This is a genomic window from Vibrio sp. Isolate30, from assembly GCF_022397975.1.
Lineage (GTDB): Bacteria > Pseudomonadota > Gammaproteobacteria > Enterobacterales > Vibrionaceae > Vibrio > Vibrio fortis.
The window spans coordinates 23,491-41,979 of the sequence record NZ_JAKEUS010000013.1 but is presented as its reverse complement, the minus strand read 5'-3'; the positions used below and the strand labels follow the sequence as shown (position 1 = coordinate 41,979).

Annotated in this window: 17 protein-coding genes; 13 read left to right on the top strand and 4 right to left on the bottom strand. The window is 43.2% G+C overall.

Features of this window, described 5'->3' with window-relative positions; genetic code table 11:
• Positions 1–12: 12 nt before the first annotated feature.
• Positions 13–648: a CatB-related O-acetyltransferase gene (locus tag L1D60_RS21195; protein ID WP_239842846.1), complete on the bottom strand. Its 636-nt coding sequence runs from the start codon at positions 646–648 to the stop codon at positions 13–15.
• A gap of 452 nt (positions 649–1,100) precedes the next feature.
• Between L1D60_RS21195 and L1D60_RS21190 the strand changes: the two genes are divergently transcribed.
• From L1D60_RS21190 to L1D60_RS21140, 11 genes are all read left to right on the top strand, one after another.
• Positions 1,101–2,312 (top strand): YbfB/YjiJ family MFS transporter, encoded by a 1,212-nt coding sequence (locus tag L1D60_RS21190; protein WP_239842845.1) that lies wholly within the window; start codon positions 1,101–1,103, stop codon positions 2,310–2,312.
• 10 nt (positions 2,313–2,322) lie between these two features.
• Complete coding sequence (locus L1D60_RS21185; protein ID WP_239842844.1) at positions 2,323–2,964, top strand: glutathione S-transferase family protein; 642 nt, start codon at positions 2,323–2,325, stop codon at positions 2,962–2,964.
• Positions 2,965–3,311: 347 nt separating this feature from the next.
• Positions 3,312–3,722 carry a hypothetical protein gene (locus tag L1D60_RS21180; protein WP_239842843.1) on the top strand — a complete coding sequence of 137 codons (411 nt, stop codon included), beginning with the start codon at positions 3,312–3,314 and terminating at the stop codon, positions 3,720–3,722.
• A 110-nt stretch (positions 3,723–3,832) separates the two neighbouring features.
• Positions 3,833–4,225, top strand: a complete 393-nt coding sequence (locus L1D60_RS21175) for an NUDIX domain-containing protein (protein ID WP_239842842.1) — start codon at positions 3,833–3,835, stop codon at positions 4,223–4,225.
• A 786-nt stretch (positions 4,226–5,011) separates the two neighbouring features.
• Positions 5,012–6,103, top strand: coding sequence for a calcium:proton antiporter (locus tag L1D60_RS21170; protein WP_239842841.1), 1,092 nt, complete (start codon positions 5,012–5,014; stop codon positions 6,101–6,103).
• 57 nt (positions 6,104–6,160) lie between these two features.
• On the top strand, positions 6,161–6,814 hold the full coding sequence (locus tag L1D60_RS21165; protein ID WP_239842840.1) for a DedA family protein: 654 nt from the start codon (positions 6,161–6,163) through the stop codon (positions 6,812–6,814).
• A 48-nt stretch (positions 6,815–6,862) separates the two neighbouring features.
• Entirely contained in the window at positions 6,863–8,254 is a 1,392-nt protein-coding gene (locus tag L1D60_RS21160; protein WP_239842839.1) for a magnesium transporter, read from the top strand.
• Positions 8,255–8,290: 36 nt separating this feature from the next.
• Positions 8,291–8,941, top strand: a complete 651-nt coding sequence (locus L1D60_RS21155) for a MarC family NAAT transporter (protein ID WP_239842838.1) — start codon at positions 8,291–8,293, stop codon at positions 8,939–8,941.
• A 157-nt stretch (positions 8,942–9,098) separates the two neighbouring features.
• Positions 9,099–9,776, top strand: coding sequence for a hypothetical protein (locus L1D60_RS21150; protein WP_239842837.1), 678 nt, complete (start codon positions 9,099–9,101; stop codon positions 9,774–9,776).
• A gap of 76 nt (positions 9,777–9,852) precedes the next feature.
• The gene (locus L1D60_RS21145; protein ID WP_239842836.1) at positions 9,853–10,554 is read left to right on the top strand and encodes a hypothetical protein; all 702 of its coding nucleotides are present in this window, start codon (positions 9,853–9,855) and stop codon (positions 10,552–10,554) included.
• Positions 10,555–10,855: 301 nt separating this feature from the next.
• Positions 10,856–11,809: a LysR family transcriptional regulator gene (locus tag L1D60_RS21140; RefSeq protein ID WP_239842835.1), complete on the top strand. Its 954-nt coding sequence runs from the start codon at positions 10,856–10,858 to the stop codon at positions 11,807–11,809.
• Here the strand turns inward: L1D60_RS21140 and L1D60_RS21135 are convergent.
• Both L1D60_RS21135 and L1D60_RS21130 read right to left on the bottom strand, forming a co-directional pair.
• A complete protein-coding gene (locus L1D60_RS21135) occupies positions 11,802–13,601 on the bottom strand; it encodes a mechanosensitive ion channel domain-containing protein (protein ID WP_239842834.1) in 1,800 nt (599 codons plus the stop codon). The two genes, L1D60_RS21140 and L1D60_RS21135, sit on opposite strands and share 8 nt — an antisense overlap.
• Positions 13,602–13,812: 211 nt before the next feature.
• Positions 13,813–14,856 (bottom strand): alpha/beta hydrolase, encoded by a 1,044-nt coding sequence (locus L1D60_RS21130; protein ID WP_239842833.1) that lies wholly within the window; start codon positions 14,854–14,856, stop codon positions 13,813–13,815.
• A gap of 503 nt (positions 14,857–15,359) precedes the next feature.
• Here L1D60_RS21130 and L1D60_RS21125 point away from each other — a divergent pair.
• Complete coding sequence (locus L1D60_RS21125) at positions 15,360–17,045, top strand: alkyl sulfatase dimerization domain-containing protein (protein ID WP_239842832.1); 1,686 nt, start codon at positions 15,360–15,362, stop codon at positions 17,043–17,045.
• A 90-nt stretch (positions 17,046–17,135) separates the two neighbouring features.
• On the opposite strand, the gene L1D60_RS21120 is transcribed toward L1D60_RS21125, so the two are convergent.
• The gene (locus L1D60_RS21120; RefSeq protein WP_239842831.1) at positions 17,136–17,579 is read right to left on the bottom strand and encodes a MarR family winged helix-turn-helix transcriptional regulator; all 444 of its coding nucleotides are present in this window, start codon (positions 17,577–17,579) and stop codon (positions 17,136–17,138) included.
• Positions 17,580–18,030: 451 nt separating this feature from the next.
• On the opposite strand from L1D60_RS21120, the gene L1D60_RS21115 reads away from it, so the two are divergent.
• A complete protein-coding gene (locus L1D60_RS21115) occupies positions 18,031–18,471 on the top strand; it encodes a hypothetical protein (RefSeq protein ID WP_239842830.1) in 441 nt (146 codons plus the stop codon).
• Positions 18,472–18,489: the final 18 nt, after the last annotated feature.

The following is an 18,489-nucleotide window of genomic DNA, read 5'->3' as shown; positions in this document are numbered from 1 at the left end:
TGCTCTTGGTCGTTAGTTGCTTTCGTCAAACTTCTGCGCAGCTTGTTTTAATTGATGAATGTCATCAGCGCACAGGTATCTTTTTAACGCATTGAACTTGTCTTCAGGCCAATCGTAGATGTTCAAAGCCAAAAGCTCTTCTACGATGGGTTGGGCAAATCGATATTTGATGTGTTTAGCCGGAGACCCTGCAACAATGCTGTATGGTGCGACATCTTTCGTCACAACGCTATTGGCAGCGACAACCGCACCTTCACCGATCGACACACCAGGCATGATCATCGCTCGCATTCCTAACCATGCGCCGTCACCTATGTGTGTATCACCCTTACCAATATAGGCTTCTTCGATATAGTCCATAAACGGGTATAGACTGAACCAGTCAACGCGGTGTGTATGGTTCCCTCCCATCAAGATCACGACTTCAGCGCCAATACAAACGTAATCGCCAATGTATAGTTTGTCGATCTCCCAACGAGGTTCCCACTCGCGGCTGATTTCATCACCATGCAAGTAACGCACAACGGATGATTCAAAACCGTTATCCCAGCAATCACTGTAATAACTATGCGTGCCTTTGATCGATATATTGGGGTTGGTATTTACCTCATGCAGATACTGCATTTTCGACCAATGCTTCTTATCCATCTTTTCACCTTTAATTCGTGTTGATATAAAAAATTCGAAAATTCAAACAACGAATTAGTCAGTGAATACGAGGCTGTTTTAATAAAGGAATAAGTTGCATGTCAAGACTCCATGAGCTGTGAGGCGGTGATGTTAACACACCATGAGTGGTGCTTGATATTATGTAATCTTAGATCGCAAAGAATGTGTAGTACCCGATAACTTATGCTGTTCTCTGTGCCTCACACTCGCTTATTAGACTTTAGTCTAAACCCAAGGTCCACTCTCCAACCCCCAATTTAAACATAAACTTGCACGCCTTCCCTAATGCAACAGCCCATTCAATTGCATAATCAAACAATCGTTGCTGAAAAACGAAATACAACAAGCCACTCACTGCCACTAAAGCCCAAATGAACTGTGTTACGGTTGCTGTCACAATCAAATCCCATACAACGATGTGTCGAGCAAGGATGACAAACAATACCCCTTTTATAAACCGAAACAGCTTGGCAGGGCTCGCCGCAACCTTGGTAGGTGTCGGAATTGGTCGATTTGCCTATATTGCTTTGATGCCTGCGCTAATTCAGCATGGATGGTTTAATCAAGACCAAGCTGCTTATTTGGGCGTGTCTACTCTTGTCGGCTACCTATTAGGTGCACCTTTAGCGAGCTTCTTATTACGATTTTTGAGTCCCGGTCACCTTGTCCGTACTGCTATGGTCATTAGCACGTTCAGCTACTTCGCTTGCGCGTTCGAACAGGCGCCTCTTATTTGGTTTTACCTATGGCGGACACTCGCGGGCACTATGGGGGCACTGTTAATGATTTTAGCGCCCCCAATGGTTCTAAGGAGCGTCTCTCCTCAATCTAAGAGTAGAATAAGTAGTGTGGTATTTTCTGGTCTAGGGATCGGAGCCATGCTCTCAGGAACCTTAATACCTTTACTGATCAGTACCAGCGTCATCTCAACATGGATTGGAATGGGCGTCATTACGCTATTGGCAACACTATTAACTTGGCGCGCATGGGAAAGTACATCCCCTTCTTCTAGTGCTAGTTACATCAAAGCACCTTTTTCTCAACTCTCTGTTTCACAGCGCCACTGTGTGATGCTAATTTTCATCGCTTACACCTTTGATGCCATTGGATATCTACCTCACACCTTATTTTGGGTAGATTACATCGTAAGAGACATTGGCATGTCTTTTAGCGCGGGTGGCTTTTTCTGGGCTGCCTTTGGGGTTGGTGCCGCCATTGGCCCAATATTAATTGGTATAGTCGCTGAAAAGCAGGGCATAAAACTCACCTTGTGTATTGCATTCTTATTTAAAGCGATTGGCGTAGGGCTGCCACTAATGAGCATTCACCCTAGTGCCTTATTCATATCTTCCATCTTGGTCGGTATGTTCACACCGGTGACTGTGATGCTAGTTTCAACCTATACCCTCGAGTGCGTTGGCTATGAACTCCACACTAAAGCTTGGGGGTTAATGACCATATCCTTTGCCCTTTCACAAGGCATTGTGGGCTTTTTAATGGCCTATCTATTGAGCCAAGGTGCAACCTACTCTCAGTTGTTTCTGGTATCGACTGCCGCTTTGATAATGGCCGCACTTTGTGTCTCATTCAGCTCGACTCAAACTCAAGTTGCGTCGCCATCCCCAGCTTCGAATCGAAATTAAAGGACAAATTATGAAACTGTATCTCAATGACACCTCCCCCTTTTCACGCGCAGTGGTCGCAACAGCGCTTCTAACGCAAAACACCTCTCTATCTTTCGAATGGGTCGACCCATGGGCATCACCTAATGAATTAGTGGACGTGAACCCGTTTTGTCTAATCCCAACGCTTGTAACCGACGAAGGTATCGCACTATCTGAAAGCCTATGTATTTGCCAACACCTAATCGAAGTGAGCCGTTCACAAGAGCTAATACCTATCGACTATCAAAGCATTGATCAGGTTAGCCAGTTGGGTTTTTCAAAGACACTGATGGAAATCGCGTTTAGAAGTGCAGCGTTAAAGCGTTATACCGAAGAGTCGAACGAGTTGATTGCTCGTGGCCAGAAAGGCATGTCTTTAGCGCTGGTGAAGCTAAACGAGCAATTGAGTCCCGCATGTATCGACTCTTATCTACTACCAACCCTTGCCAACCTATACCTTCATATCGCACTGGATTACGTGCAATTTCGCCATAACACTATTTTCAGCGACATTAAGAGCGATAATATTGTCGAGTTTATGCAGCGCTCGCCCTTCACTGAAGTACTGAGTGTTATTGACCTTGAAACTCTGTCTACTCAGCCAACTTTCCAATCCATTCGATGGCCATAAGAAGTAATATGACTGAAAAACAAGGCTCACACTAGTTGAGCCAATAACAAGTCCCTTCAATGTAAAAATGAGTTCATTTACTCATTGTTTAAGTTAGACGCATCCCCCTAAGTTATCATTCTTAACCTCAACATCTCATTTATGTCTGTAAGTCTTTGTTGGTTATTAAAAATCATTAGTATGATGCCCGTGATGTAATAACCAATGGTTAAGAAGCTACCCTCATAAATCGGAACGAAATTGTGTCGAAGTATCAGCTAAGAGGACGGCTCAAAGTTCAGGACGGTCACCATATACAACCAGCCTAAAAAGATTTGAAGAGTTTCATAGTACAAACAGGAATAATGATGAGTTTTGATATCGCTGTTTTAAGCCTAGACAAAAAAATCACCAACGCAGAAGCAACAGATATATACGCAGAGCTAAACGAAGGCAACTATTCACGTATAGCACCGAGTGACGCGATCAACCGTATTTATCATGACTTAACGGCTAAGCACCCTGAGATTGATGATGTTCCCGATGATAAAATTGATGACTTAGATTTTTGCCCTTGGAGTTGTGATATCGACAAATCTGATGGGCATTTAATTATTAGCACAGTTTGGCCGAAATCAGACTATGCTCACAAGCTCGTTCAAGAGATCGCAACTAAACATCAACTTCCAACCTTTGACCCACAAAATGGGGTTATTACATATCCTGATGGCTCCAGTGGAATCGAGAGTGAAAAGAAAAAATGGTGGCAATTTTGGTAAGTTCGCATCCGATGATGACGTGAACACTATCGTTTGATGTTTTTCGTATGGATGGAACGACTAGTCGCCACAGCCTTACATCGCACCAACACTCAAAAGGAATCATTACTTTGAAAACTCATGAATGTGTCTCTTTCATTATGCTAGATGAGGCAAAAGTACTGTTGGAAAGACGTAGCGAAGAGAAAGAAACGGATCCTGGCTTGGTTACTATACCTGGTGGTCACGTAGAAGACGGAGAGACTCGCATTCAAGCTTTAGTTCGAGAGGTGCAAGAAGAACTTGATGTAACGCCCACTGAATACAAGTTCTTGTGCTCTCTTTACCACCCTACCGAAGAGCTGCAACTCATTCACTATTTTATCGTCAGTGGTTGGAGCGGAAAGATAAAGCCTTATGAGGCAGACAATGTTGAATGGCATACGTTGGAGTCAGCAGCCGTTGAAATAGCCGCTGACAAAGTTGCCTTACAAGAACTAGAGCGCGTTCAAATGTTTCTTTAGATTTGGTTCCCGCTTTTAATGAGTTATAACAGTCTGCGCTATGCCCCCTAAACTCAATGAAAATAAGCTATTTAATGAACCAGAATGCAACCCGTCATTAATGACATTTTCCCTATCAATACCTAATCTAATCAATACATGAAGAGAACGAAGAAACCCTCTGATATATTTTTAGCCCCTTATCTGTTTTAATTTGAAAATCATCCAGCCAATAGATGCTAGCTAATAAGTGAGTATCTCCTATCAGTTCGCAACGTTCTTTTTCATGTAGCGCGTCAAATTCATGATTCCAACATGTTGATATGTCGATGACTATCATTCTTTCTAGCTCGAGAAACTGGTGGCTAAAGTGCTCATACAATGACTCTATACCTTCTGCGTAACTCAGCACTAGAGTGCATCTCCCTTCACCAATATCGCAAAATCTATATTTTCGGTCGTTTAAATATATTGTGCAATCCACGTAGAACTATCCTCATTAATTAATTCAGTTCTCATTATTTTGATTAAATCGAATGTTTTCGAGGAATTAGAGAAATTCATATATGAAAAACCAAGTCAACCAAATATGAATTTCTCTAACCCATAGTTTGAATAACCTGTTCACATTAAGTTAGCGACATGCTTAGGCGCATTGCTCTAGCTTTAGGCCTATCGCATTAAATGCTGAACCTAAACACATGACTTGAAACGAACCGATTGCTGCAGAGGAAATTGCAGTATTCATCCGATTAACTCTCGTTAAAGGACATTAGCGAGTCTTCGATTACTTAATAAAGGCTCAATATGCTCAACGCACTCAAACAAGAATATAAATTGCCACTTGGCCTGCTCGCCGTCCTGTTTTTTAAGCTGGTCGGCGACAATTGGTTACAAGGTGGCGTAGAACCATTCACTTATATCATGATTACGGCGGCGCTGTTTTACGCCGTCATGAGCGCTATATTCTCGGTTGTTCGTCACTCTGACGCTCTAGCAATAAAGCTTGGTGATCCGTATGGCACCTTAATACTGACGCTGTCCGTAGTACTACTCGAAGTCATTATGGTCTCGTCGGTTATGTTGACCGGAGAATCAAACCCCTTCTTAGCACGTGACACCATGTTTGCTGTCGTGATGGCAGTACTCAATGGCTTTGTTGGTATCACCTTGTTGATCGGCGGTATGAAATACCATACTCAAACCTACAACCTTGATGGAATAAAAGCGTACTTGGTGGCCATTATCCCACTCTCATTACTGTGCTTGGTACTGCCTAATTTCACCAGTATGGACCCATTGGGTAACATGTCGACCAGCCTAACTTGGACATTAGTGCTCGCTTCGATCGCCTTGTACGCCGTATTCCTGTTCATCCAAACACGCACCCATACCGACTACTTCATCGATGGCGACAATGAAGATCACCACGAACATCACGGCCCTCTTCACAGCAATATATTTCACACGATTATGCTGGCGAGCTATTTGATCGTGGTGATTTTGTTAGCGAAAAGCCTCGCGATCCCAATTAACGATGGAATCACGGAGATGGGCGCACCTGCCGCGCTAGGTGGATTAATCGTCGCGTTAATTATTCTTGCTCCTGAAGCAGTCGGTGCAGTCAAAGCCGCTGTCACTAACCAATTGCAAAGAGCAATGAATCTGTTCTTTGGTTCTGTTCTTGCCACCATTGCACTAACCGTACCTGCCGTTCTGCTGATTTCAGGGGTAATGAACGAACCCATCCAACTCGGCCTAGCCCCTGCTGAAATGGTCTTACTCGGCGCAACACTCCTAATGACCAGTGTCAGCTTTAGCAGCGGAAGAACCAACTCGCTCAATGGTGCAACACACCTCATTTTGTTCTTTGCCTACATCATCTTGATGTTTGATTAAAACACATTGTGGGCTCCGGCTATCAACAGCCAGAGCCCATGTTAACTTGGAGTATCCATGCAAGAGATTATTTCCGCGATTTGGCTGCAAGACTTTGATGCCTTACTTGAATTGAATTCACTGCACGTTTTATTGCTTTTGCTTGGTGTCGTGCTTTTCCTCGAGTCGAGTTTTGTTTTCTTACCACTACCCGGTGACGGCCTAGTGCTGTTTGTCGGGGGCATGGTGGGTTTAGGCGCGATTGATTTTTCAAGTGCTCTAATGCTTCTAACCAGTGCCTCTTTTTTGGGCAGTATCGTGGCCTATTTCCAAGGGCGCTGGCTGCACAATACTCCGTTCATGCGTAAAGCCGAGCAAACCCTTCCAGACGAATCATTACCCAAGGCAAAAAGACTGTTAAACCGCTACGGTTTTTTATCCTTATTCGTTTCGCGGTTTGTTCCATTTGTCCGCGTGTTGACTCCCATGTTAATGGGCGTCGCTCAACTAAGTGTGGTTCGCACTTTGGTGGTCAGTTTCACAAGCTCAATCACTTGGGTCATCAGTCTATTAATGACTGGTCAGTGGGTCATGCGCCACCCATTCGTCTCTCAATATCAGGAGCTACTGACTAAGTGGTTTTTATTGGGCAGCTTGATATTGATGATGACCGCATTTATCACCCTCTTGATTAGGGTTGCAACCAAGAAGCAACAACCACAAACATCCTAATAAGAATCTCTTCAATCGTATTATCACTTATTGTCAAAGGTCTAACATATGACATTAATTACATTAGCTTTTTCATCAGAAGGGGCGGAAAAGCTGTATCTCAAAATACTGGAGTGTCTCACGCTAAGAAAGGCTAAACGACTGAATCAAACGCTTCTAGAGGCTGAACCCACCGAACTGCCATCAGTATTAAGGAAGCTCACCGACCAGCAACGTATCGCCACTTGGACTCTATTAAGTGAAGTAAACCCAAGCCTTGCTGCCAACTTACTTGATCACTTGTCTGATCCCGAGCTTCTATGGCTGATCAGTCAACTACCTGAAAGTAGCACCATAGTGCTATTTCAATATTTGCATTCCGCAGACCGTCGGCTGCTACTCAATGAGCTGCCAAGCGACCTACAAAAACAGCTCAGACAAGCCCTACCTTCAACATGGAAAGACGAAGAGCGCGCAGCCTTGATCTACCCACAAGACTCTGCCGGAGGGATTTGTAAAAGCGAAGTCCTCAAACTGGCAGCAGACGCGACCATCGACAGTTTGAGCGCAATATTAAGCGCAGAAGAACACAACTTAGATCGACTAGAGTGGCGTTACGTTTACTTGCATGACAATGAAGGAAGTTATTTAGGCGGGCTGAAGATCCGTGATGTACTGCTTCTACCACGGGGCACGTCATTACGGGAATACATAGATACCACAGTGCCCGTTATCAACCCTGACACGGATCTAAATACGATTAAAAGTACGCTGGACACCACTTTACACCCCGTTGTTCCCATCGTTGATGAACAAGGTTTCCAAATAGGCATCGTCGGCTTTAAGCATCTCAATGATGCCTTATACCAACGTTCGAAGCAGCAAATGTTAGAGCAATCCGGTGTATTTGGTGGTGATGAATCTCGCACCATGCCAGTACTAAAACGTAACCTACGTCGACTCGCATTTTTATTGCCTTCCGTCGCCTTAAGTTATGCCGCTATTTCAATCATTGCTATTTACGAGCCCATCATTGAACAAATTGCCGTCTTAGCGGCCGTGTTACCGCTTGTCGCCAACCTTTCTGGTGCGGCTGGGAATCAATCCGTTGCCGTGTCGATACGTGAACTTTCTATGGGGCAAATCTCACCTAAAGATTTTCTGTATGTGGTAGCCAAAGAGATCCCAATAGGTGCGCTTAATGGAATACTAATTGGTAGTATTTTGGCTCTGCTTACGCTGTTCACGCTTGGCGGAGGGCACGCTGGATTACCATTGGTTATCGCCATTGCTTACACACTTTCTTCCACTCTTGCCGTCGTGATCGGGGGGACATTGCCCCTGCTACTCAAACGGCTCCACTTCGACCCAGCTATGCTATCAAGCCCCATGTTGACAACCTTAACCGACGCAATTTCGTTCTTCAGTGTTCTATATCTAGCACACGCTTTTTTACTGTGATGTAACTTTCTTTTCCACCACTAAATGGAGACTCCTATGCATTTAGAAACATTATTCACCTATATGACACTCACGATTCTTGGTCTGCTACCCATTATGAATCCACCCGCAGCAGCAACGGTTTTACTCGGTTTGAGTAAGGGACGAGATAAGAACTATATTGTGTCGCAAGCCAAAGCGACTGGACTCTATCTTTTCATTGCCTTGTGCATCACCTTCTTTATTGGGGCATCGGTACTCGAACTCTTCAGTATTTCCATACCAAGCTTGCGTTTAGGTGGGGGAATCATCATTGTTGCGATTGGTTTCAATATGCTGTTTCCTCGCTCCGACAATGGAGCAGCCCCGTCCGGACAAGATTCAATCGCACTAGTCCCATTGACCATTCCGTCACTGTGTGGCCCAGGTTCTATGGCTATGGTCATCAGCCTAGCCGCTCAAATCGCTACCTATGAAAACCACATCAGTATGACTAGTGTCTACGGTGGTGTCGTCGCCGGACTTGCTTTCGTCGCACTTATTGCGACCTTCACATTAACCATGGCATACCCTTTGCTCAAAGCGCTTGGTCAGAATGGAATCAATGCATTTACCCGAATTATGGGCTTTCTACTAATTTGTATGGGCGTGCAATTTTTCACAATTGGGATTCAAGAAATCGTTCTTGAGATCAACGAACTCTTATAAGTCACCAATACAGCCCCAGCTTGAGCCTCAACCAGTTTTGGTTGGGGCTTTTTTATGTTTATACGTTTAGCAAATATGAATCGCTGTAATTCATAGTCAAAAACCAAGTCGATAAATAAAATAGCATCATAAACAAACACAACTAGGATTTATATTTATGAAACTAACTAAAACATCGCTATTAATTGCATCACTTATTTCTTCACCATTAGTACTTGCAAATACTAATATTGATTTTTCGGATTCTAAACAACATTATTCGGGTTTTAATATTGGTTACGGCAGCAACAATTTTGATATTGGCCTTCAATATGCCAAGTCACTAAATAACGATTGGAGTTTGCTAAGTTCATATAGTAGTGACGACAATTTTGATAACCACGAACTTGGCTTCGACTTCCAGCGTACTGATGGGCTAGGAGGTGCTTTTAATTATCACCACGATACTGACTATGAATCTCGAGATTTACGTGCGAACGACTACCAGTTTACTCTATATCGTTCAAGTAATATCACGGACAAGCTTAACGTGACACCAGAACTTGCACTAGGTAATTTAAAGCATCAAGACATGAGCAGCAGTGTTTACTACACCAGTGCATCACTCGATATGACTTACAACCTGAACCCTAGCATGTGGGTAGGATTCACACCGGAATACACTTACAGCTTAGGTAAAGTGAAAGAAAATAATGGAAATCAATCTACGCTGAGAGATTGGGATTACACAGCAGAGCTTGGTTATCAATTTAATAGCACGAGCGCATTCGTATATAGCTATCAATATGATGATGGCAATAATCTTTCATTATTTTCGTTTAAGCATTCATTCTAAATTATTAGAGCTGCCAACAATAGGCAGCTCATTTTTTTAATATCCATTTTAACAATACTATAATAGGCGAGCCATTTTGAAAACCAAACTATTATTGCTGAGCTGTATTGTCAGTGCCTATTCTATCGCTGATGAAAACACAATTGACTTTGAATCCGCGGTAGAAGAATTTACAGAAGCCACCATAGAAACTTCTCCCGTTGATTTCACTGACCCAACAGCAGCTTATAGCTCTCTCCAGATAGGGTATAGCAACGAAGGCTTTGAGACAGGATTTGGTTATGCCAAAACGATTACTGATAATTGGGCCGCATTGATTTTTGCACAGTCTCTAAACAACTTCGATACTTACAGAGTGAGAGCTGCTGCGCTAAGCACCAATTTCGGTAGTGGCATAATGGGAGACTATTTATACGATGAGCGACACGATACACACACTTTCGTACTGAACGCGATGCAAGTCCTGCCACTGCATGAACGATTCATTATTGCACCGGTTATTGGCGCGGGCGCCATTTTCAACGATAGCCTCAATAAAGAAGTGCCTATTGCCATGGCACAATTATACAGTGTGATGACCATTACCAAGCAAGCTTCGATAATGTTGGTACCAATCTATACGATGTCTTTAAGCGACCAAACTCTTAAATTCAAAACGTTAGACTGGGAGAGCGGCTTCTCCTATCGAGTCGCAGATAATCAAAATGTTTCAATCAACTACGGCATCTATGACCAATCCGACAATAAAGTTGGATTTAACTACACCTATGCTTTTTAGCTGTATACCTGCTATCTAGGTCGAATTCTACGCACCAGCTTATTTCAAACACTCAAATTTAAGATTCTTACTCCACTTCAAACACCTACTCCCTTTTAGTAACAAGGATGTTGCCAGCCTTCCTTTTATTTACTTTCGTTGTATGGAACACGTTATATTAAAATTGACTGCCGCTCACACCCCTTTCTTGCGGAGTGCATCAAAGATTCATTACCACATAACATTCGTAACCTATTGAACAACTCGCAATTTCCCTTATTCTTAAATGGTGCTTCTAAACTTCATTACGAAAAGGTAACCCATGAAAGAACTTCAAGACTTAGATCTAAATCTACTCAAGTTGCTTAAAGCGGTTGTCGAAACTCGTAATACTCATGTGGCGGCAGATAAGCTTGGTATATCACAAACCAGTGTGAGTCGAGGCATGGCAAAGTTGAGAGAGACCTTTGGTGATCAACTTTTCATTCGAAAAGCGCACGGTGTTGAACCTTCAGAACTGGCAGAAAAGCTCGCAGAAGCTGCGGATGAAATGTATTCGCCGTTGATTAAAGTGGTCGAGTCCTACCACAACTTTGAACCAAAAGAGTTTACGGGTGAAGTTACAATTGCCCTGAATATATTTTTGCTCGAACTGTATGGCGATGGCATCTTTGAAGCGTTACAAAAAGTGCTACCAAAGGCACGCTTCAAGTTAGTCTATTGGCAAGATAAAAGCTTAGTGGAAATGTTAAATGGTCAAGTGGATTACTTACTGCAGCTTTCTGGCATCCCATTTCCACAAGATATCTATCTACATAAGCTCACCGAAGTGAAGTTAAGCATTGTCGCACGCAAAAACCACCCAGTACTAATGAAAAGTAGCCACTGGGAAGACATCCACCATTTACCAATCAGCAGAATATTGATCGATGGTATCAATACCAAAAGGGCTCCCGTAGAAGATCTCTATAAGTCAAAAGGCTACAAAGCAAACATGGCACTTTCAACGCACAGTATCACGGTGTTGCGAAACAAGCTTAAGCACTCAGATTCGATCTCTTTTGGCAGTAGTTTTATGACTGAGGGCGACGCAGATTTAGCGTGTTATCCACTACCGAACTTGCCGAAAGAACTCCGACAAATTGTGGTGGATGGGGGCTACCTGCAATCTAAGCGGGGCTTCCCACTCCACCAACTCTTGCACCAGACAATGCAGCACTTCTTTGACAATCTTGCCCAGCCGGAAGTACAGTATCCTGAACAGTCGGCTACATAGATCCAGACTGACGTACTGCAGAGGTTGTAGCTGGATACATAACGGTGTCTTTGATCTCATACTTATATTCATAACTAAAGTCTGGAAATGGGAAAGCTTGCTCTTCATGCCACTGCGCAACCACTTGCTCCGCTTTCCGTTTCTGCTCTTGGTTATCCGTCGATACCTTATCAAATAGCTGATATTGAGTGGAATGCGCTATCTTGGCGCCCACACTGTCAACCTGAGTCAGCATTGAAAACAGAATGTCTTCTTGCACTGCCATAAACTCCTCATGATCTCGGCAACTAATGTAAGCCATCATATTAATATTGATAGAGTACTCTCCTACTCCCATCAACCGCACTCGCACCGGCTCCTCTTCTATCATTGGGTGCTGCAGTAACAAACGGCGAATGTTGACGATAAGCACTCGCAACTGATCGAGTGAGGTTTCTGAACGGAGCCGAATAATATGATCCATACGTCGCTTGTCACGCCGCTCTAGATTATCTATTTCCATATTGGCAAATTCTGAGTTAGGTATGGTAATCAACGAGCGCTCTAAAGTGCGAACACGCGTGGAACGTAAGCCTATACTCTCTATTGTGCCAAGCTTATCCCCATATCGACAAAACTCACCAAGCTTCACCCCACCATCGGCATACAAGGTTAAGCCATTAATGACATTTTCTAAGATCGGTCGAATTGCCAAAGCAACCGCTAAACCACCCACACCTAAACCAGCAAGAATTGGGGAGATAGAAAATCCCATAAACTCAATGACGTAAATACCAAGAATAACGATCGTTAGACCGCCAAAAATACGAGCGAGTACAGTGATTAATGAGGAATCGACATGTTTGCCGTTATGCTTCTTGAATGCGTAGATATCCGCGAAATAGTTAAAGATCGCCATAATTAGCCAAGAAACAAAAAAGAACTGCGCGAGCAAAAATGAGGTTGTAAACAACTGGTAAACTCCACCAGAGATCCAAACACCATCATCAATAATCCACCTTGCGAGCAGTAATAAATTCACAACCCCGACAAGAGAAAACAGCCTGCCCGCCTGCCATTTCAAGCCTCTGCTTTCCCAGCGAAGATTCCAACGTTCACCCAATATGAAGCTGATTTTCATCAATATTCGGCAGGCAACCAGAATGCCTGCAAGTGCGAACCACTGCCACATCGGTAACGGGCCATGAAGTTCATTGAATGGTTGAGGCAAAGATAGAATAAATTGCTTAGAAAACAATGGCCCCGGGCTGATCAAAAACTCTTGATAATAGTCAGAACGGTTCTCCGCATCATAGGGAAGCGCGGACATCGTGCGATACCAGCGAGACAAACTCTGAATCGTGCTTGAGCTGAAAAGAAACTGATCACTCCTTTCGCCCTCCGCTTGACGAGATATTACGATTTCTGTGTTTCCAAAACGCCAGTGTTCAATGCCTTTTTCTTTCACTTGAATTACGTTAGGCGCAAGCTCATGAGTCGCCTGGTCGATCCGGTCGAGTAGCTCTCTAAGAAGAATGATTTTTTCCATCACCACGACGGTTCTACTGCGATTAGGCACCATAGAAAGATCCATGGTTCGTTGGACTTGAGAGTAGGCGTATTGCGCTTCTTTTGTATGTAATGTCTCTTGCTGCCAGTGTTCAATGACAACACTAGAATCTCTCATAAAACTTGCAAGCGTCTTATTTGGGCTTGATGTGTCTGATAACTCAAGGGTTGTGCTCGATACCGCTAATGAACTGGATATCGTTAAGCACAACCCAAGCAGTGTTTTGAATAGCACTCTAATCACCGGCTTCTCCCGCTATTACGCAGTTTTAGCTCCACCATTGGTGCGATGGGGTATGAGTGGTCTAATACGGATTGATGTGGGGCATAGTGATAGTTCGCACTGAGGAGAGTCGCGAAACATCTGAAAATGGACGTGAATATTTTAGTCATCATAGCCTCCTAGGTAAGAAGCCACATCCCTGTGAATAAGCGTCGGTTACACTTCCTTATAACTAGCGATTAATATGTTTGTTGAAGAAATTCCTCAATTCATTAAGCGCATCATCAGACTCAGGCATATCGAATAATAAGCTATTCATGTAATCACCATGAGATTGCCCGTCATAAATATGAAGATCGGTTTCTACATCCGCACTACGTAATAGGCGGTGCATTCGAACGGTGTCACTTAATAAGAGATCACGAGTACCCGAAATAAAAAGAGTTGGTGGAAACTCATCAATCTCGGCATAAATTGGGGAGATGATTGGGTTATCAAGTGACTCTCCCCCTGCATACAATTCAAATGTTCCATCAATCATCCCAGCTCGCTGACCGAGCTGGTCAAGCCCTTGAAGGGTTAACCAAGAGTCTGATGTCTCTTTCAAATCAACCGCAGGTGTGCCCGCGAATAACGCACCCGGTGTTGGTAGACCTAACTCTTGCAGTTTAAGTGTTGTCGCCAAGGTCAAGTTACCACCAGCAGAGGTGCCAAACATAGCGGTTGACTCTGGAGACTGAGTTTTAATCAGCTCTTTCCACACTGCCACCGCATCATCAACGGCAGCAGGGAATGGATGCAGTGGCGGCTGGCGATAATCAATCGAAATCACTTGCGCTCCAAGTCCGTCCGCCATCCATATTGCTTCACGTAGTGCCGACTCGCCACCACCGAAAACAAATGCCCCACCGTGAATATGAACAAGCCACTTATCTTTATATTCAGGTGCAATGTTTTTTGGCGTCACTAAGAATGTATCAACACCTGCAATCTGCTTGGTCTCAAAAGTCACCCCCGTACGCTCTAAAGCTTTATGGGCAATTTCAATACCAGAGGCATCGAACTGAGTTTGATACGCTAACCACTCTTCTGTAGTGGTCGGTACTGGCTGTGGCGCTGGAACCGTTCTGTTCTCTAATATTTGTGCAAACTCCGACGAAACACCTGCAGGTGTGGGTACCGTTCGTTCTTTCATCGTTATGTCAGCAAGTACAGCTGTGCTTGATAATCCAAGTAATAAAGCAGGGATGATTGTACGTAATGAATTCGATTTCATGATGACTCCAGTTATTAATTAAAGGCCACTTTCGGCTAACGGGTTCATTATCACTTCCCTCAATAGTAACCGCGATGAATTACAGAAATTCAAATTTGTAACCAATTAGCTGCAATTATGAATTTCTCTAATTCCTACCCATCCGGAAAAATCAATGTGATATTGAGATTAGAAAACATAAGGAGGGAATATGAAGTACTTACCAGCCAGCTTAATATTTATTGGTTATTTGGCTTTTTTCTCCATATTAGTCATTCGGCTAAATAGTTAAAGTAACAATTAAAAAATCAGACATGCCTTTATTTTATATCACAAGCATTCTTTATTAGATCAAATAATTCGGAGTTTAAATGAAACTTAATGCATCGGCTATTTCTATAAAAACATTTCTAATAACCGCATCTATTAGTGCCACTACGGTCGCTAGTGATAACATATTCCCTAACCATCAAAATATATATAACGGTTCAGAAGTTAACCTAATTAAATATGATAATGGTGGAGTGGTAAATTCCATTGTTATTGATAACATTGCGAAAACCCAGCCTGAGGAGGCATACATCAAACAAGTAGCAGACGGCGTTTGGGCTTTAACTGGCTTTCATTGGGGCTATAAAACCGTCATTGAAGGAGATACTGGGCTAATTATTTATGACTCTGGTGACGATATAGAAGAAGCTCGAGAGATCATTGAGTTAGTGCGAGAACACATTAGTGATAAGCCAATTCATACGGTTATCTACAGCCATTCGCACTATGCTTTTGGTTCGAAAGCTCTACAAGACGTTTATGACGGTGAACTGACCGTAATAGGCCACCCTAAAGTCAACTCAAACATACTAGAGAGTGGCGGCCTTGGTTCATCGATACCAGAATTGTCACCAACATTAACTGCTAGAGCCTATCAGCAGTTTTCTGTGTTACTACCAGAAAATGGAGCAGACGCTAAAGCCCCTACCCCTGTAGGTAAAACCAAAGGGTTCATCCCTGTAAATACGCCTGTAACAAACGGTGAAGTGATGACTGTCGATGGGGTTGAAATGGTGTTCTATACCGACTTTGACAGCGATACAGATGACCAAGTTATTGTGTACTTACCTGAGTCAAATACCGTCCTGAACAACCATTTATGGCCAACCTACCCTAACTTCTATACGTTGCGAGGTTCAATATACCGAGACCCGACACACTGGGCTGAAGGGATTCAACTTCTCCGAAGCCTGAATCCAGAGCATTTAATTAACACCCATGCAGAACCGCTCAGTGGTCAAGAGAATATCCAAACAGTATTGAATGGTTACTACGATGGCATTATGTATCTCTATGATCAGACACTACGCGGTATCTTACTCGGACAAACACCCGAAGAGCTAAGTTATTCTGTGCAGTTGCCTAAAGACTTAGCTGAGTTCCCCCATAACCAAATGAGCTATGGTGAGTTTGCCTACTATCCAAAAAGCATCTATCAACATGCGTTAGGTTGGTTTAATGGCGAAGTCGAAACGTTAAATACCATTGAGCCAAGTCTACAAGCCCAAAAGATAATTGAAGGCTTTGGAGGCGTCGACGCAGTGAAAAAAGAGCTGGTTAAGACTCTAGAAAACAAAGAATTTGCTTGGTCAGCTGAGTTAGGAGGCTACTTAGTTCGTGTTGCGCCAAACGATAAAGAAGCCAAGCAACTTTTAGCCAATGCGTTAAGAGAAATGGGTTATAGAACCGAAGCGACTATTCCACGTTCTTGGTACCTCACAAAAGCACTCGCTTTAGAAGGTAAGCTAGAAATCCCTACAGTCGTCTTCTCAGATGTAGATTCTATCATTGACATGCCATCGGAGACTTTCATTAACCAGTTCCGAGTGCGTCTGGATCCGAAAGCTAGCTATGGTAAAAACCAAATGCTGGCAATTAAAATCACAGATGCTGATGGGCCTACATCAGGATTACATGTTCGCAGTACGGTTGCGGAGTTTGTGCCTAATGTTGCTACTTATGTACAGCAACCCAACCTCGAACTAAGCCTACCTAAACAAGTTTGGGTGCAGTACTTTGTTGGAGAATTAGATTTAGATGAGATGTTGGATAGCAGTAACGTAGTCACTAACAACAAGAATGATGTAAGAGAGTTCTTTAGCCTCTTTGATCAATTAAACGAGTCGAGGACTCATTTTGTATCCCCATCACAGTCATAGACGTTGACATGGCTATGAGCTAAAAAGCAAACCACACCCAAACAAAGCCTCCACTCAGGAGGCTTTCTGTTATTCAATCAGCTCTTATTTCTATTTATCGAAGTGCTGGGACATCTTTTGAAGTGTCGCAAGGGTGGTTTCTAGATCTTTAAGGTCAAGACCATCGGCACCTTTCGCAGCCCATGATAACTGCTTGATGTATAAAAAGTTGTAAACGCGTTTGCCCTCATCAGTCAAATCAACAAGCTTGGCACGCTTATGGTGTGGGTTGTCCAGCATCTTTAATAAGCCATCTTTTACCATCACATCAACGAGCCTTTGTGTTGCTTGGCGACTTTGCCCCATGGTGCGGCCAATTTGCGCGACTGTCGCTGCTTGCTCAAGTTTGACAATAGCACCAAGCACTTTCCAGCGGGCACTGCTCATTCCAAACTCTTTGGACATCTCATCGCCTTCCGCATTGAGCATTCCATTCACTTTAAAGATTTCTAAAACAACATTGGTGAACATTTCACCCTTTGGATCAATATACATAACTGCGCCCAACACATTTAACTGCTTGCTACTCTATATGTTCAGAAGAACAAATTCAAAAGTAACAAGTTCAAAGCCTTAGGTTGCGATTAGAGCGTCACTTTTACTCTAGCAGCAACCTAATTATGCCTTTATCGGCTTAGTGCCGAACACCGATGAAAAGCCCAACCCGAAGAGTCTGATACCGCTCACGGCATCGCCCCACTAGATTGACAATACAGTGTCACCTTATCCATAAAGACATCTTGTTGTCAAACACCCTCCTTACCACTAATTTTATTCAAAACTCTCAATAAAACACAACTAAGCATTATTTAACAATAATTTAAGCCAATATAAAACCAGCATATTGATTAAATTTGATTCTCACCTTAAAAAATCACATTGACAACAGGTTGTCTTTTTACTAAGTTTACATCGACAACATGTTACCAACTAAGAGAATCCGATTATGAAACCAATCATTCACCGCACCGCTGCCATCATTGCCACCCTATGTGTCGCAACTTTTTTTACTTCAACGTTGGCTGTTGAGTTATTTGGTTCAACGGAATCCATCCAGTTGGTGAAATCTCTTATCGTCTTTCCTGGGCTGTTCATATTGGTACCGGCTATTGCAACCACAGGGGCGACAGGCGCCGCTATGGCCAAAGTAAGAAAGGGGAAAGTGATTGAACGCAAAAGTAAGCGTATGCCGATCATCGCTTTCAACGGCATCGCTATTTTGATCCCAGCCGCTTACTTCCTTAATCAATGGGCGCAAGCCGGTGAGTTTGGGGCTCTCTTTTACGGAGTACAGGCACTAGAGTTGATTGCAGGTGCAACCAACCTAAGTTTAATGGTGCTAAATATTAAAGATGGTCGTAAGTTTTCGGCAAAAAGAAGAAAGTGAAATAACAGGTATTGTCAG

Coding starts and splice junctions, on each gene's coding strand:
- L1D60_RS21195 (WP_239842846.1), bottom strand. CDS start 648: ATGGATAAGAAGCATTGGTCGAAAATGCAGTATCTGCATGAGGTAAAT.
- L1D60_RS21190 (WP_239842845.1), top strand. CDS start 1,101: ATGACAAACAATACCCCTTTTATAAACCGAAACAGCTTGGCAGGGCTC.
- L1D60_RS21185 (WP_239842844.1), top strand. CDS start 2,323: ATGAAACTGTATCTCAATGACACCTCCCCCTTTTCACGCGCAGTGGTC.
- L1D60_RS21180 (WP_239842843.1), top strand. CDS start 3,312: ATGAGTTTTGATATCGCTGTTTTAAGCCTAGACAAAAAAATCACCAAC.
- L1D60_RS21170 (WP_239842841.1), top strand. CDS start 5,012: ATGCTCAACGCACTCAAACAAGAATATAAATTGCCACTTGGCCTGCTC.
- L1D60_RS21165 (WP_239842840.1), top strand. CDS start 6,161: ATGCAAGAGATTATTTCCGCGATTTGGCTGCAAGACTTTGATGCCTTA.
- L1D60_RS21160 (WP_239842839.1), top strand. CDS start 6,863: ATGACATTAATTACATTAGCTTTTTCATCAGAAGGGGCGGAAAAGCTG.
- L1D60_RS21155 (WP_239842838.1), top strand. CDS start 8,291: ATGCATTTAGAAACATTATTCACCTATATGACACTCACGATTCTTGGT.
- L1D60_RS21150 (WP_239842837.1), top strand. CDS start 9,099: ATGAAACTAACTAAAACATCGCTATTAATTGCATCACTTATTTCTTCA.
- L1D60_RS21140 (WP_239842835.1), top strand. CDS start 10,856: ATGAAAGAACTTCAAGACTTAGATCTAAATCTACTCAAGTTGCTTAAA.
- L1D60_RS21130 (WP_239842833.1), bottom strand. CDS start 14,856: ATGAAATCGAATTCATTACGTACAATCATCCCTGCTTTATTACTTGGA.
- L1D60_RS21120 (WP_239842831.1), bottom strand. CDS start 17,579: ATGTATATTGATCCAAAGGGTGAAATGTTCACCAATGTTGTTTTAGAA.
- L1D60_RS21115 (WP_239842830.1), top strand. CDS start 18,031: ATGAAACCAATCATTCACCGCACCGCTGCCATCATTGCCACCCTATGT.